This window comes from Methylobacterium sp. Leaf87, from assembly GCF_001422775.1.
GTDB lineage: Bacteria > Pseudomonadota > Alphaproteobacteria > Rhizobiales > Beijerinckiaceae > Methylobacterium.
The window spans coordinates 199,223-214,518 of sequence record NZ_LMMI01000060.1; the positions used below are offsets into that span (position 1 = coordinate 199,223).

Here is a 15,296-nt window from a genome sequence, read left to right on the forward strand (position 1 = left end):
TCATCGGGAAGGTGTCGCCCGTACGCATGAGCATGGGTTCGGGCCCAATCGACGAAGGGATCCGTATCGCGAAGGACCGGTGCGGGAAGGCGCGCTCAATAATGCGGCGGCGGTGGTTCCGGCGCGTTCGAACCGGGACGGTGGCCCGCCTCCTCGACCTCCTCGACGAGTTTCGCCATCCGCCGCGACAGGGCATCGATCTGACGCCACTGCGCCGTGATGGTGGCGTTGAGGTCGTCGATGACGGCGTCTTGCTCGGTCAGGCGCATCTCGAGGGCGTCGATGCGGGTGCCGAGATCGGGCTCGCTCGTCGCCGGGTCGCGCATCGCCGGGTCGCTCATCGCCGGGTCGCTCATCGCCGGGTCGATCATCGCAGTGTCTCCGGAGCGTGGTCTGGCCTTTCGACCAGGGCGGGGCCGAGGGCGATGCGACCGTCGAAGACGAAGCAGTCGCCCGTCCAGCGGTTCTGCGCATCCGGCACCGTTTCGAGGTAGCGCAGGATCCCGCCCGCCAGGGTGTGGACTTCGGAAAAGCCGCGCGCCCGCATGTAGGCTCCGGCCTTCTCGCAGCGGATGCCGCCGGTGCAGAACATCGCCACCTTCGGGTGCGCCGCCGGGTCGAGACCGTCCACGTAGGCGCGAAACTCGCTGAACCGCCTCGTGCCGGGATCGACGGCCCCGGGAAAGCTTCCCAGGGCCACCTCGAAGGCGTTGCGGGTGTCGATGAGCAGCAGCCCCGGCGTGTCCAGGAGCGCATTCCAGGCCTCGGGGGCCACGGGACTCGCCGGCGCCAGGGCCGGATGGGTGGCTCCGCCGTCGAAGGTCACGATCTCGGGTTTCACCCGCACCTTGAGGCGCCCGAACGGTGGGGCCTCGGCCGAGGACATCTTGACCTCGACGGCGCCGAAATGCGCGCCGAACGGCGCTCGGGTGCGCAGGGCGTCGAGGAAGGCTTCGATGGCCGGCGCCGCCCCCGCCACCGTGCCGTTGATGCCCTCGCGGGCGAGCACGAGGGTGCCGGTGATCCCGAGGCTACCGCACAGGGCTTCCAGGGGGGCACGCAGCGCCAGCGGATCGGGCAGATCGACGAAGCGATAGAGGGCGGCGACGGTGAGCATCGCGTCGGCATAATCCGGGGCCGCGCACGGGGCAAACCCGTGCGGCCTCCTCACGGGGCCGCGACCCGGCTCACGGGGCCGCGACCCAGCTCACGGGGCCACGACCCGGCGCAGGATGAAGGTGGTGCCGACTTCCGGGTCGCGGCGCCAGCGCCCGTCGCCCGTGGGGATCAGCGTGACCGTATGCCCGCGCCGGGCGGTGAGGGTGAGCCGCCCCCGCGCGAACTGCCAGGACACGGGATCGAACACGCCGAGCCCGGTGTCGCGGCATCCCTCGAGGATGCGGACCGGGGCGGGCGGCTGGGCCGGCGTCAGCTCCAGCCGGCAGGTATCGGGGTCGCGGTACCGGTCGAGGGTATAGATCCCGGCCGGCGGCGGCTCGCCGCCCAGGTCCGTCTCCGGTGCCGCCGGACGCTGGGCGTCCGACCGGGACGCGGCAGATTCCGGTCTCGCCGGCTCCGGCACGGCCGGCACCGGCACGGCCGGCACCGGCACGGCCGGCAGCATGGCGAGGATCTGGAGGGGGACGAGGCTGTACTGCTCGCCGGATTCGGAGGTGGCGGCGAGGCTGCGCGCGTCGGGCCGGCGGGTGAAGGGCAGGACCGGCCGCACGTTCCTGTCGACGAAGCGCAGGGTGCCGTCGGTGAACAGCCAGCCGGCGACGCCGTTGAGCACCGGCAGGGCCCGGCGGCACCCGGCGGGGAAGGACAGCCGCCGCCCCGCCTCGCCGCTCTCGCTCGACAGGGTGATGACGCAGCGCCGGGTGCTGCCGTCCCGCGACAGGTCCCAGGTGCCCGGCACCCCGGCGATGTCCTTCGGCAGGCTCTCGACGAAGGGCGCGGCGGGCGCGACCTCGGGCGCGGCCACGCCCTGCGGATTCTGAGGGGGGGAGGCCTCTAGCGGCGGCTGCGGCGGTTGTGGAGCCTGCGGCGGTTGCTGAACCTGCGGTGCTTGCTGAACCTGCGGTGCTTGCGCGAACACCGCGCCGCCCACCGTGAGGACCGAGAGGAAACCGAGGATGCGGGCCGGCGCGCGGGGGCTCACGCGCCCGCGCTCCGAAACGTCTCCCGCCCCGGTGTCTCCCGCACTGGCGTCTCAGGCACCGGCGTCAGCGGTCCCCGGCCGTCGAACCAGTGGAGCAGGTTGTCGACGACGAGGCGACCCATGGCCTCTCGGGTGTGGACGGAGCCCGAGCCGACATGGGGCAGGAGCACCACGTGATCCAGGGCGACGAGGTCGGCCGGCACGTGCGGCTCGCGTGCGAAGACGTCGAGCCCGGCCCCGAGGATCGTCCCGTCGCGCAGGGCCGCGATGAGGGCGGCCTCGTCCACCACGCTGCCGCGGGCCACGTTGATTAGGATCCCCTCCGGACCGAGGGCGGCCAGCACGGCGGCGTCGACGAGGCCGTCCGTCTCCGGTCCGCCGGGCGCCACTACGAGGAGCACGTCGACGGCCCGGGCCATGCCGAGCAGCGTGGCGTGATAGGTGTAGGACACCTCCGGCTGCCGGCGGCGGCCGTGATAGGCGAGGGCGACGCCGAAGCCTTCGAGCCGCGTCGCGATGGCCCGGCCGATGCGCCCGAGGCCGAGAATGCCGATTGTGCGCCCGCGCAGGGTGGGGGTGAGGGGGTAGGGCCGGGTCGGCCAGTGGCCCGCGCGCAGGTAGCGGTCCGCCTGGGGGATCTGGCGCAGGGTGGCGAGCAGCAGGCCCATCGCGAGGTCGGCGACCTCGTCCGACAGCACGTCGGGCGTGTTCGTCACCACCACGCCCCGCGCGGCGGCCGAGGCGGTGTCGATGGTATCGTAGCCGACGCCGAAGCTCGCCACGATCTCGAGGTTGGGCAGGCGCGCCAGGAGGGCGTCGTCCACGGGCGCCTGCGCGCCCGTCGCCATGGCGCGGATGCGCGGGCCGATCTCGGCATAGAACGCCTCCGCGTCCGGAGCCGTGTCGGCCCGGTGCAGGGTGAAGCGCGTCGCGAGGGCTTCCATCACGCTCGGCTGCATGGGTTTGAGCAGCAGCAGATCGACGGGCGTCATGGCGGACCTTCGGGACTCCGGTGCGCGACCCCGGCGGGGTGCCCTTCCGCTTTAGGACTTGGGCCGGGACCGGTCCAGTGAGCCGGCGCGGGTCCCCACAGCCGACGCCCGCCGCCCCACCCCGGCATCGTCCGGGCCGATATGCGAAAACCGCGCCGCAGCCATCCGCCAGAGGGGACGGGCGCCCCACTTTCGCCGGACGGTCTGGAATACTACTAAAGGGAGAACCGGGTGCCCAAGCCCGTCTTCCAAGCCCGTCTCCCAAGCCCGTTCAGAAAACGCGAAGACAGCCCGATCATGACCGCGCCGCGCACCCTCTACGATAAGATCTGGGACGACCACGTCGTCGATGTCGAGCCGGATGGCACCAGCCTCCTCTACATCGACCGCCACCTCGTCCACGAGGTGACGAGCCCGCAGGCGTTCGAGGGGCTTCGCGTCGCCGGGCGCCGGGTGCGCCACCCGGAGAAGACCCTGGCGGTGGTGGACCACAACGTCCAGACCTCCGACCGCAGCTTCGGCATCGAGGACCCGGAGAGCCGCATCCAGCTGGAGGCGCTCGCCGAGAACGTGCGCGACTTCGGCATCGAGTTCTACGACGCCCTCGACCGGCGCCAGGGCATCGTCCACGTCATCGGCCCCGAGCAGGGCTTCACCCTGCCGGGCCAGACCATCGTGTGCGGTGACAGCCACACCTCGACGCACGGCGCCTTCGGGGCGCTCGCCCACGGCATCGGTACCTCGGAGGTGGAGCACGTGCTCGCCACCCAGACGCTGCTGCAGAAGAAGGCGAAGAACATGCGCGTCACCGTGGACGGCGCCCTGCCGCCCGGCGTGACGGCCAAGGACATCATCCTGGCGATCATCGGCGAGATCGGCACCGCCGGCGGGACCGGCTACGTCATCGAGTATGCGGGCTCGGCCATCCGCGCCCTCTCGATGGAGGGCCGGATGACCATCTGCAACATGTCCATCGAGGGCGGCGCGCGCGCCGGCCTCGTCGCGCCCGACGCCACCACCTTCGCGTATGTCGAGGGGCGTCCGAAGGCCCCGCGGGGCGAGGCGTTCGCGCGTGCGCGCGCCTATTGGGAGACCCTGGTCTCGGACGAAGGCGCGCATTTCGACCGCGAAGTGCGGCTCGACGCGGCGAACCTCCCCCCCATCGTCAGCTGGGGAACGAGCCCGGAGGACGTGGTCTCGATCTCCGGCGCCGTGCCGGACCCGGCGACGATTCTCGACGAGAACAAGCGCCAGTCGAAGGAGAAGGCCCTCGACTACATGGGGCTGGTTCCGGGCACGAAGATCACCGACATCGCCATCGACCGGGTGTTCATCGGCTCCTGCACCAACGGCCGCATCGAGGATCTGCGGGCCGTGGCGAAGGTGGTGGAGGGCCGCCAGGTCCACGCCAGCGTCTCCGCCATGGTGGTGCCGGGGTCCGGCATCGTGAAGGCCCAAGCCGAGGCGGAAGGCCTTGACCGCATCCTCAAGGCGGCGGGGTTCGACTGGCGCGAGCCGGGCTGCTCCATGTGCCTCGGCATGAACGCCGACCGCCTCAGCCCCAACGAGCGTTGCGCCTCGACCTCCAACCGCAACTTCGAGGGCCGTCAGGGCCACCGGGGCCGCACCCACCTCGTCTCCCCCGCCATGGCGGCGGCGGCGGCGGTGGCGGGTCACTTCGTCGATATCCGCGACTGGCCGAGCGCCTGAGGGCAGGCGACACGGCGCGGCGTCCGCAGGGACGCCGCGCCCCGACGCGGACCGGACCGACCGTTTCGTGCGCCACCCCAAAATCACGATTGACGGGTGCCCCCGCGCCGCCTAAACGAACCCACGTCGGCGCCGCACGCGGCCCCGACAGGCCCAGGTGGCGGAATTGGTAGACGCGCTGGTTTCAGGTACCAGTCTTGCAAGAGGTGAAGGTTCGAGTCCTTTCCTGGGCACCATCAGCCGGCTAAGCTGCTGATCCGCAAAAAGCATTTGATCTTGAAGGGTTTTCTCCGCATCTGACTGTTCAACAGATGCGTTCAACATGCCCCTTCGGATGCCGCGCCCCATGAAGCGGCAAGGCAGCACCACCCACCAACTCATCCAGCGCATCCCGGCTGACGTGCTGCCGAAGGTTCGCGGACGGCTTCTCGCTATTCCAATGGGGGATAGCGTGGTCGAGAAGACCATCACGGCCAAGGATGCGGATGTTCGCACCTCCCTGCGGACTCGAGACCCTCAAGAGGCGAAGGCTCGTCAGGCGGTAGCCGTTGCGTATCCGGAGGGTGTTTGGCGTTCCATGCGCGAGGGACCAAAGCGGCTCACCCACAAGGAGACGGTGGCGCTCGCTGGGGAGGCGTATCGAACCCTCGTAGTGGCCTGCCGCCGGTTCCGTGGACACCCAGTCTGGGTGTCATGATGGAAGCGGAGGTGTGGGATGCAGCCTCGCAAGTTTGTTCGAGAGTTCAAGGTCGAGGCGGTGCGGCTGATCAAGCAGCGGGGCGTTTCGGTTGCGCAAGCTGCCCGTGATCTGGACGTGCGCGAGAACGTCCTGCGCAAATGGATGAAGGAGTTCTCGTCCGATCCGGCCGAGGCGTTTCCCGGTCCTTGGCAGATGAAGGCCGAGCAGGTCGAGATCGAGCGCCTGCGTAAAGAGGTCGCCCGTCTGAAGGCGGAGCGCGATAGCCTAAAAAAAGGCCCCGGCGTACTTCGCGAGGGATGCGATATGAAGTTCGCCTCCGTGGTCAAGCATCGCTCGATCTGGCCAGTTGCGTGGATGTGCAACGCCCTCGACGTCTCCCGGTCCGGCTCCCATGCTTGGCTTACCCGGCGGGCAAGCCGGCGAGTCCAGGACGACGCCACGATCCTGTCGAAGGTGCGGGCGAGCTTCGCGGCAAGCGACCGCACCTATGGAGCGCGTCGGATCTGGCACGACGTGCTCGCGGACGGCATCAACTGCGGGCTACATGGGATTAAGCGGCTCATGCGAGAGAACGCCTTGCGGGCCCGGCCACGACGGCGCTGCCTGCCCAAGGATGATGGTGAGCGCTCCGTCGTCTCCCCCAACATCCTGGATCGACAGTTCGAACCGGATCGGCCGAACCAAAAGTGGATCGCCGACTTCACATACATCTGGACGGCGGAAGGTTGGCTTTACGTGGCGGCCGTCATCGACCTGTTCTCACGTCGGGTCGTGGGCTGGTCGGTGCAGGCCAGCATGACAGCCCAACTCGTCACCGACGCTAGGCTGATGGCTGTCTGGCGCAGGGGCAAGCCGAATCCCCTGCTGCATCACTCGGATCAGGGCAGCCAGTATACGAGCGAACCGTTCCAGCGCCTCATGGCGGATCACGGCATCACCTGCTCCATGAGCCGATCCGGAAACGTCTGGGATAATGCCGCGATGGAGAGCTTCTTCTCGTCGCTGAAAACCGAACGGACGGCTCGAAAGACATACCGCTCGCGGGACCAGGCTCGGGCCGACGTGTTCGACTGCATCGAACGCTTCTGCAATCCGGCCCGCCGGCACTCGCCCCTCGGCTACGTCAGCCCGATCGAGTTCGAAAAACAGGCCCAATTAGCTTAGGAGCGCGTCCACGGAACCGGCAGCAGGCCAGTCCTACTCCGGCCGGAGGAACCGGCCACAAGCCTTCCAGCCCTCGCGAGAGGATGACCATCAGGATTCCCCGCCGGAACCTGCCTGTTTCGCCCCGCTCGGCTCCGGCCGGGCGGGGCTTTTTGCGTTTCTGGTCACCCGTGGTGGGAGCGGTCCGGTGTCATGCGCGCCCGTGAACAGAGAGACCTTGAACGGACTCACACAGGGAACGTCGCCCTTGAAAATCAGAGACCTATCAGGGCTTCCCAAGCTGAATATGCGGGTTCGATTCTCGCCGACCGCTCCAAGCTATCGCGTTGAAGCATCAGCTATTCTTGCGTGCTGCTTCTGATCGCGAGTTCCCCAATGACTTGGCCGGTATTTTGGACCGAGCCGACTGAGAGGCTACTGCATCGTGTCGGCAATGGGTAGCCGGAAGGTTAGTAGGGGACTCATTGTGGCCTGTGCGACGAAGTAGGACACGAGCGCAACGGCCGCCAGTTAGTTGCAGGACAAGCGATCATAGCGGGTTGCGACACGCCGCCAACTCTTGAGATGTCCAAACAAGCGCTCGATCCGAGTGCGCTGCAGGCAGGCGATCCGATTGAACTCGAAGGCCATGGTTCGGGTGGCCGTTGCAGGATGGCGGCACTCACCCGGTGGCGCTTCAGCCAATCCCTCGGGCTCCGTGTGTCGTAAGCTTTGTCGGCGATCAGACGTCTGGGTGGGACGACAGCCCGAAGCAGCGGCAGCGTTCCACTGATGTCGGACACGTTGCCGAGCGTCAGGGAGACCGCTCGGCCAAGCATTGGACTTTACTCCTCGAACCGCCGCGCGAGCGGGCGATCGTCTGGCTCCGGTCTTAACCTTTTCGCCGGATGCCGAGCGGTCTGCCTTCGCGTGCACGGCATCGAGCATCCGCTCGTCGGACATGCGGCCTTTGGCACTGTTCTGAGAAACAGGCACTGCCGGACCCTGCGCTGCGAGCCCCCGTTGTAGTGATCGTGGACCGTCGTGTCGCGAGCCGTAAACCGAGGGCGTAACCTGCCACCGGTACCCATCTTCAGGACGTGCAGGTTACTGACCGATGACTTGTCTTTCATTGACCCGAGTTTTACCCGGTTGACCGTGGGGCAGGTGCGGTTCGATCCACGCCCAAACGTCATCCGAGCGTCGACAGCCCTTGCCGCCCCGATTCTCCGGGACCGGAAACTTCGAACCGAAGACAGAGTGCCCGAGCAGCGGTACCCGGTTGTATGAGCTGCCTCCCTAGAACTCCATGTCGAGTTCTTCGATCTCGTCGGGCTCGGCCAGGGCCGAATCCAGCCATTCCTGCATCAGGGGCCAGGCGAGGATGATGTCGCGGTAGGCCGCGGTCGCGCCAGAGACCGGGACGTCGTAGGTCACGAACCGGGTGCAGACGGGGGCCAGCATCGCGTCGGCCAGGCTCGGCGTCTCCCCGAACAGGTAGGGGCCGGAATAGCGCGACAGGCACTCGTCCACGATGGTGACGATCCGGTCGATGTCGCCGCGCGCGCCGTTGAAGATCTTGAACCCGGTGTGGCGGGCCTTGAGATTCATCGGCAGGGCCGAACGCAGGTTGATGAAGCCGCCATGCATCTCGCCCGCGATGGACCGGCAATGCGCCCGCGCCACGGCGTCCTTCGGCAAGAACCCGGCCTCCGGTCGAATCTCGTTGAGGTATTGGGCGATGGCCAGGGTGTCCCACACGACGATCTCGCCGTGGCACAGGCGCGGCACCAGGAAGGACGGCGAGAGGTGGAGCAGCTCCGCCCGGGTCGAAGCATCGTTGCCCGAGAGCAGTTCCGTCTCGAAGTCGAGGCTGGCCATCCGGCAGACGAGCCAGCCGCGCAGGGACCACGACGAATAGTTGCGACTCGAGATGGTAAGTGTCGCCGCTGGCATGGGGGTCCCCCGGTGTTTCTGGTCGACCGCGTGCGGAGCACACGGGCCGAGGCTGGTGGCGATCCAAGACTCGTGCCGAACCGCGAGAACGGCAAGCCGATTGGGCCACGGAGTGGAGATCGTGCCTCGCCGGCCCCGATCCGGGCAAAAGCGTGAGCGCTTCGGCAGGGTGAGCCGCCGAGATGTCATGCCGGAACCGAGATGTCATGCCGGAACCGAGACGTCATGGCGGATCCGCGCTGCGCCGCCGTGCAATGCTCGCACAATCGAACGGGCACTATGGTGCGGGAGTGCACTATTTTTCTGCCCGGGCGTCGAGGGGCGGGATCGGTTCGGACCGGAGGGCGTCGGTGATGCAGGTGTACAACAGCCCCGGGGGATCGCTCGGCAGGCCCGTTGCGTTGATCGCTCGCCTGGCTCAGCCTAGCGCCCCATCGGTGGCGGGCCTTTTGCCTGGTCCGTCCTCTGCGGACGTTCCGCGATCCGGTCGTTCGTGTAGGAGTTCAGGCTTCATGCTTTATCGTGCCTTCGATGCCCAGACGGATCTGGCCGAGCAGACCCGTGCGTGGGGTCGACTCGTCCACGACGCGGTCTCACCCTGGACCGCCGCCGGATACCGCGAGCCGATGAATTGGTGGTCGGCTGGCGCCCGCATGATGATGCGCGCGGGCTTGACCTTCACGCGTCCCGCTTACGGCATCGACACCGTCACGGTGGGCAACCGCGAGGTCGCCGTGACCGAGGAGGCCGTCTTCGCCACGCCGTTCGGCACCCTGTTGCGCTTCCGCAAGGACGTCGACACGCCGCAACCGCCGGTCCTCGTTGTGGCGCCCCTGTCGGGCCACTTCGCCACCCTCCTGCGCGGCACCGTGCGGACGTTGCTCGCCGACCACGACGTCTACATCACCGACTGGCACAACGCCCGAGACGTGCCCCTCGAAGCCGGTGCCTTCGGCTTCGACGACTACGTCGATCACCTCGTGCAGTTCCTCGGCGCCATCGGCGAGGGCGCCCACCTCGTCGCCGTGTGCCAGCCGGCCGTGCAGGCTCTGGCCGCCGCCGCCGTGATGGCCCAGTCGAAGGATGTCGCGCACCCGCGCAGCATGACCCTCATGGCCGGACCGGTGGATTGCCGCATCAGTCCGACTTCGGTGAACCACCTCGCCACTTCGAAGCCCATCGCGTGGTTCGAGAAGAATCTCATCGCCACCGTGCCCCAGCGCCACAAGGGGGCGGGCCGACGGGTCTATCCCGGCTTCATGCAGGTCTCGGCCTTCGTCTCCATGAACGCCAAGCGCCACATGCAGGGTCACGCCGATCTGTTCTGGCATCTCGCCAACGGCGAGACCGAGAAGGCGCAGCAGATCGAAACGTTCTACGACGAGTATTTCGCGGTCCTCGATTTGGCCGCGGAGTTCTATATCGAGACCGTCCGGACAGTGTTCCAGGATTACACCCTGGCCAAGAACGAGCTCACCTACCGGGGCAACCCCATCGACATGCGGTCGATCCGGCGCACCGCGCTGATGACCGTCGAGGGCGAGCGCGACGACATCTGCGCGGTCGGCCAGACAATGGCGGCTCACGATCTGTGTACGGGTCTGCCGCCGCACATGAAGAGCCATCACCTCCAGGCGGGCGTCGGCCATTACGGCGTGTTCTCGGGCCGGAAGTGGGAGAGCCAGACCTATCCGCTGGTGCGCAACTTCATCCAGTCGCACGCCTGACACATCGGCGTCGGAATCGCGTGCCGGCGGTTGGAAGTGGCGGAGGCTTCGTGTATGAGCCTCACCCAAGTGCAGTTTCTGCGCCGATTCGAGGCCGTCCGACCGACGTCCCGCCCGGAAGAGAATTCCGGGTCCGGGGCATTTGTCGGTTCCATCCTCCTTCCAGGACCGCGATTGGCCCCGGGATCGGCGCTGTTCAACAAACCTATGTCTCAGAGGATCTAGACCGTTGCAGGTACTCGTTCGCGACAACAACGTTGATCAGGCTCTCCGCGTCCTCAAGAAGAAGATGCAGCGCGAGGGCATCTTCCGCGAGATGAAGCAGCGCAAGGCTTACGAGAAGCCCTCCGTGCGCAAGGCTCGCGAGAAGGCAGAGGCCGTCCGCCGCGCCCGCAAGCAGGCGCGCAAGACTGCCATCCGCGAGGGCCTGATCGCCGCTCCGAAGCCGAAGCCCCGTTTCGGTGCCGGTGCGCCGCGTCGCCCGGGTGGTTCGCCGTTCGCCCCGACCGCCCCGACCGTGCTGCCCCCCGTCGGCGGCGCCGCATCCTGAGATCCCGTCGGTCCGATCCCTTCAGGATCGGACCCGGTCACGAAAAAGCCCGGCCGCCTCGCGGTCGGGCTTTTTCGTTGTCGGAACGATGCCGCCGCAGGGATGCGCGGCGGTGCGTGAGAACTCAGGCTGCGCGGACCGCCACGGTGGCGTGCTCGGCCTGGACCAGGACGTCGAGGGCGCGCCAGGGCTTCTGCATGTAGACCGCCCGGCTCGGGATACGCCCGGCACCCTTGGCGTCGCCGCCGGAGGTCAGCACCACCCGCACGTCCGGCCACCGGCGCCCGACGGCCGTGGCGAGGTCGATTCCGTCCATGCCGGCGCCGAGGCGTACATCTGCGAACAACAGGGCGACGTTGCCGCCGGAGCGTTCGAGCACGGAGATCGCCGCCTCGGCGCTGTCACAGGCGATGACATCGAGGTCGCTCTCTTCGAGCACGGCCGTCGCGAGGTCGCGCACGGCAGCGTCGTCCTCGACCACGAGGGCGATCGGACAATCCGGCAGGGGCTGGGCCATGAAGTCTCCTTCTCTGTTGAAGCGAAGTCGGGCTCTGTTGAAGCGAAGTCGGGGTTGAATCGAAGGCAGGTCTTCGGCGCGACGGCGTGCGTTGGTACCGATCGAGGAGACAATCGGTTCGAGCGCTGATTCTCTGTGAGTGATGCTGCGCTGCCACGTCTTGTTGGACAAGGGTCGCAAGTGCGAATTCGGCTATGCGGTTCCCGCAACCCTCGATCCCGGTCGGGCATCCGTGGTCCTTCGCGCCGCCGTCATCGTCTTCTCGCCACGGTGTGGGTCCATCGCAGGGATGCGGTGCGTCTCTTGCATCGAAGCGGCACAGCCTCGGTCCGGCGGCGGGTTAACGTTCTGTTCACCACGATCGCCCGAGTGTCGGGGCTTCGATGACGAAACGGCAGGTGCGCGAAGCGGGGTCGCTCACCGGCGGATGGGAGGCGCCCCGCCCGAATCCCACAGGAGGTGTCTGCCTGCCATGTGCCGTTTTCTCGCCTATTCCGGTGACCCCGTCTTCCTGACCGACCTCGTCTGCGCGCCGACGCATTCGCTGGTCCACCAGTCGCTGCACGCGACGGAGGCGAAGACCGAGACCAACGGCGACGGTTTCGGCATCGGCTGGTACGGCGAGCGGGCCGAGCCCGGCCTCTACCGCGACGTCTGCCCGGCCTGGTCCGACGAGAACCTCGTCAACCTGTGCCAACAGGTGCGGGCGCGGATGTTCTTCGCCCATGTCCGTGCCTCGACGGGCACGGCGACGACGCGGGCGAACTGCCACCCCTTCGCCCATGGCCGGCACCTGTTCATGCACAACGGGCAGATCGGCGGCTACCACAAGATCAAGCGCCGCCTCGAAGCCCTCATCCCCGACGATCTCTACGACGTCCGGCGCGGCACCACGGATTCGGAAGCGATCTTCCTCCTGGCCCTCGCCAACGGCCTCGCCGAGGACCCCGTCGGTGCGATGGCCCGCACCCTCTCGATCGTGCGCGATCTCATGCAGGCCGCCGAAGCGGCCGAGCCCCTGCGCTTCACCGCCGTGGTCACGGACGGCGAGACCCTCACCGCCTACCGCTGGGCCTGCGACGGACGACCCCCGAGCCTGTATTACCGCCAGACCGAGACCGGCCTCGTGGTGGTCTCCGAGCCCATCGACGGGTGCCGCGAAGGCTGGAACGTGGTGCCGAAGGGCGGTACCCTCCAGGCGACGCGCGGGGGCAGCGTGGTTCTGCGCGGACCCGATCAGGCCGTGGCCGAGCGCATGGCGGCCTGACGTCCGGCTCGGCGCCGCACGGGTTGCGGGCGGCGCGCGAAGGGCGGACAACCCGCGCAGGTCCAACTGCGCGGGAGCCGACGATGACGTATCCGAACGTGAGCCTGCACATCGCTGGTGCCTGGGCCCAGGGCGCCGGCGGCGAGACCCTGCCGGTCCTCAACCCGGCCACCGGCGAGACGCTCGGCACCTGCGCCGTCGCCACCCCGGCCGATCTCGACCGCGCGCTCGCGGCCGCCGCACGCGGCTTTGCAGCCTGGCGTCGGGTCTCGGCGTTCGAGCGCGGCAAGACCATGCGCAGGGCCGCCGATTTCCTGCGTCAGCGCGCCGACGGCATCGCCCGCATCATGACCCTGGAGCAGGGCAAGCCCCTGGCCGAGGCGCGGATGGAAACCCTGGCGGCCGCCGATGTCGTCGACTGGTTCGCGGCGGAGGGGCAGCGCGCCTACGGCCGCATCATCCCGGCCCGCGCCGACGGCGTCGTCCAGATGGTCCTGCGCCAGCCCGTGGGGCCGGTGGCGGCCTTCACCCCCTGGAACTTCCCCATCAACCAGGCCGTCCGCAAGGTCTCGGCCGCCCTCTGCACCGGCTGTCCGGTGATCCTGAAGGGACCGGAGGACACCCCGGCGAGCTGCGCCGAACTCGTGCGCGCCTTCCTCGATGCCGGCGTGCCGGGCGACGTGCTCTCGCTCGTCTATGGTGATCCGGCTGCGATCTCGGGTTATCTCATCCCGCACCCGGTCATCGCAAAGATCTCGTTCACGGGCTCGACCGCGGTCGGCAAGGAACTCGCGGCCCTGGCCGGGCGCCACATGAAGCGGGTGACGATGGAGCTCGGCGGCCATGCCCCGGCCCTCGTCTTCGCCGACGCCGACATCGAGCAGGCGGTGGCCGTCCTCGGCGCCAACAAGTTCCGCAACGCCGGACAGGTCTGCGTCGCACCGACCCGCTTCCTCGTCCACGATTCGATCTATGAAGTGTTCCGCGATCGCTTCGTCGCCTTCAGCGAGGCACGCAAGGTCGGCGACGGTCTCGATCCCGAGACCACCATGGGGCCGCTGATCCATGCCCGGCGCCTGGAGGCGATGGAATCCCTCTGCGCCGACGCCGTCGCCCGCGGGGCGGACCTGCGGACCGGGGGGCACCGCATCGGCAACCGCGGCAACTTCTTCGCCCCCACGGTGCTCTGCGACGTGCCGGTCGAGGCCCGCATCATGAACGAGGAGCCGTTCGGGCCCGTCGCGCTGATCCAGCGGTTTTCCGACGACGAAGCGGCTTACGCCGAGGCCAACCGCCTGCCCTACGGTCTCGCGGCTTATGCCTACACCCGCTCTGGCACACGGGCGACCGAGGTCTCCGCACGGGTTCACAGCGGGATGATCGGCATCAACCACCACGGTCTGGCCCTGCCCGAGACGCCGTTCGGCGGCGTCGGCGATTCGGGCTACGGCAGCGAAGGCGGCTCGGAGGCCATCGAGGCCTACCTCACCACGAAGTTCGTGAGCCAAGCGAGCGTAGGGGGCTGAGGGCGGGACTTCGGAGCTGCGCGTCCCTCCGCTGGGTCGGTCGGATGATACGTAATACCAACTCCCATTGATCAGCACGCATGTGCCCATTGGCGCAATCCGATGGAGGTGATGCGCCAGGGCTGGGCGATAATCCTGTTCCAGGCGTCGCAACAGTGGTCGAGGATGTCGGCATAGGATCGGAAGATGCGATTGCCGACCCAGTTGTCCTGCATGAACTGCCAGAGGTTTTCGACGGGGTTGAGTTCGGGTGAGCGCGCCGGCAGGGGCAGTAGGATGATCTTGTCGGGGACGGGCAGCGTCCTGGTGGTGTGCCAGCCGGCCTGATCGAGCAGGAGCANACAGTGGTCGAGGATGTCGGCATAGGATCGGAAGATGCGATTGCCGACCCAGTTGTCCTGCATGAACTGCCAGAGGTTTTCGACGGGGTTGAGTTCGGGTGAGCGCGCCGGCAGGGGCAGTAGGATGATCTTGTCGGGGACGGGCAGCKTCCTGGTGGTGTGCCAGCCGGCCTGATCGAGCAGGAGCACGGCGTGGGCACCCGGAGCGACGGTCGCAGCGATCTCTTCGMGGTGATGGGCCATGGCTTCGGTGGTGCAGCGGGGCATGACCAAGCCTGCGCCGACGCCCGGGCCGGACAGATCGCTCCGACGATGTAGGCCGAGGCCGTGCGCTGATCCTTTGGGGCCGAGGGACGCGTTCCACGCTTGGCCCAGCGTCGGGTGAGCGTGTTCTTCTGGCCGACACGGGCCTCGTCGCAGAACCAGATCTCTACGGGCTTGGCCCCGACAGCCTGCGCGATCTGCGCCAGACGSTCGGGGAAGCCTTTTTGAAAACGGCGGCGGCCTCGGGGGCCTGGGCATGATGGCGCGGGCGAGCCGAGAGTTTGCGGTAGCCCATCGCCCGCAAGACCCGGCTCAAGGTCTGCTCGGAGACCGATACGCCGTGATCCTCGCACAGGATCTGGGTCAGATCGCACAAGCGCCAGCGGACCACGCCGTGGGCGGCGGGTGTCGGCCCCTGTTCGACCAGGGCCCTGAGAACCTC

At 68.1% G+C, this 15,296-nt stretch carries 12 protein-coding genes, 1 tRNA gene and 2 pseudogenes; 7 read left to right on the top strand and 8 right to left on the bottom strand.

The window, feature by feature from the left end:
- Positions 1 to 95 precede the first annotated feature (95 nt).
- The 4 genes from ASF22_RS21750 to ASF22_RS21765 form a co-directional block, all read right to left on the bottom strand.
- Complete coding sequence (locus ASF22_RS21750) at positions 96 to 326, bottom strand: SlyX family protein (RefSeq protein ID WP_056268299.1); 231 nt, start codon at positions 324 to 326, stop codon at positions 96 to 98.
- A gap of 41 nt (positions 327 to 367) precedes the next feature.
- Positions 368 to 1,117, bottom strand: coding sequence for a rhodanese-like domain-containing protein (locus ASF22_RS21755; protein WP_056268217.1), 750 nt, complete (start codon positions 1,115 to 1,117; stop codon positions 368 to 370).
- A 90-nt stretch (positions 1,118 to 1,207) separates the two neighbouring features.
- Complete coding sequence (locus ASF22_RS21760) at positions 1,208 to 2,161, bottom strand: AprI/Inh family metalloprotease inhibitor (protein ID WP_082483922.1); 954 nt, start codon at positions 2,159 to 2,161, stop codon at positions 1,208 to 1,210.
- Entirely contained in the window at positions 2,158 to 3,153 is a 996-nt protein-coding gene (locus ASF22_RS21765) for a 2-hydroxyacid dehydrogenase (RefSeq protein WP_056268219.1), read from the bottom strand. The genes ASF22_RS21760 and ASF22_RS21765 overlap by 4 nt, the downstream gene beginning before the upstream one ends.
- 297 nt (positions 3,154 to 3,450) lie before the next feature.
- Here ASF22_RS21765 and leuC point away from each other — a divergent pair, with 297 nt between their 5' ends.
- The 3 genes from leuC to ASF22_RS21780 all read left to right on the top strand — a co-directional run bounded on the left by leuC (position 3,451) and on the right by ASF22_RS21780 (position 6,727).
- Positions 3,451 to 4,863, top strand: coding sequence for a 3-isopropylmalate dehydratase large subunit (gene leuC, locus ASF22_RS21770; protein WP_056268222.1), 1,413 nt, complete (start codon positions 3,451 to 3,453; stop codon positions 4,861 to 4,863).
- Positions 4,864 to 5,014: 151 nt separating this feature from the next.
- A tRNA-Leu gene (locus tag ASF22_RS21775) sits at positions 5,015 to 5,099 on the top strand.
- A 479-nt stretch (positions 5,100 to 5,578) separates the two neighbouring features.
- Positions 5,579 to 6,727: an IS3 family transposase gene (locus ASF22_RS21780; RefSeq protein WP_082483923.1), complete on the top strand. Its 1,149-nt coding sequence runs from the start codon at positions 5,579 to 5,581 to the stop codon at positions 6,725 to 6,727.
- A gap of 510 nt (positions 6,728 to 7,237) precedes the next feature.
- On the opposite strand, the pseudogene ASF22_RS24285 reads toward ASF22_RS21780, so the two are convergent.
- Both ASF22_RS24285 and ASF22_RS21790 read right to left on the bottom strand, forming a co-directional pair.
- Positions 7,238 to 7,885, bottom strand: a pseudogene (locus ASF22_RS24285) (IS5 family transposase).
- A gap of 120 nt (positions 7,886 to 8,005) precedes the next feature.
- The gene (locus ASF22_RS21790) at positions 8,006 to 8,662 is read right to left on the bottom strand and encodes a glutathione S-transferase family protein (protein ID WP_056268225.1); all 657 of its coding nucleotides are present in this window, start codon (positions 8,660 to 8,662) and stop codon (positions 8,006 to 8,008) included.
- Positions 8,663 to 9,174: 512 nt separating this feature from the next.
- Between ASF22_RS21790 and phaZ the strand changes: the two genes are divergently transcribed.
- Positions 9,175 to 10,389: a polyhydroxyalkanoate depolymerase gene (gene phaZ, locus ASF22_RS21795; protein WP_056171112.1), complete on the top strand. Its 1,215-nt coding sequence runs from the start codon at positions 9,175 to 9,177 to the stop codon at positions 10,387 to 10,389.
- A gap of 229 nt (positions 10,390 to 10,618) precedes the next feature.
- Positions 10,619 to 10,939 (top strand): 30S ribosomal protein S21, encoded by a 321-nt coding sequence (rpsU, locus tag ASF22_RS21800; protein ID WP_056171108.1) that lies wholly within the window; start codon positions 10,619 to 10,621, stop codon positions 10,937 to 10,939.
- Positions 10,940 to 11,063: 124 nt separating this feature from the next.
- On the opposite strand, the gene ASF22_RS21805 is transcribed toward rpsU, so the two are convergent.
- On the bottom strand, positions 11,064 to 11,456 hold the full coding sequence (locus tag ASF22_RS21805; RefSeq protein WP_056171103.1) for a response regulator: 393 nt from the start codon (positions 11,454 to 11,456) through the stop codon (positions 11,064 to 11,066).
- Between the two features lie 472 nt (positions 11,457 to 11,928).
- Here ASF22_RS21805 and ASF22_RS21810 point away from each other — a divergent pair, with 472 nt between their 5' ends.
- Together ASF22_RS21810 and ASF22_RS21815 are read left to right on the top strand one after the other, a co-directional pair.
- Positions 11,929 to 12,723, top strand: coding sequence for a class II glutamine amidotransferase (locus ASF22_RS21810; RefSeq protein ID WP_056171100.1), 795 nt, complete (start codon positions 11,929 to 11,931; stop codon positions 12,721 to 12,723).
- An 83-nt stretch (positions 12,724 to 12,806) separates the two neighbouring features.
- Entirely contained in the window at positions 12,807 to 14,249 is a 1,443-nt protein-coding gene (locus ASF22_RS21815) for an NAD-dependent succinate-semialdehyde dehydrogenase (protein WP_056268227.1), read from the top strand.
- 341 nt (positions 14,250 to 14,590) lie between these two features.
- Here ASF22_RS21815 and ASF22_RS23530 read toward each other — a convergent pair.
- Positions 14,591 to 15,296, bottom strand: a pseudogene (locus tag ASF22_RS23530) (IS630 family transposase); the annotation flags it as partial.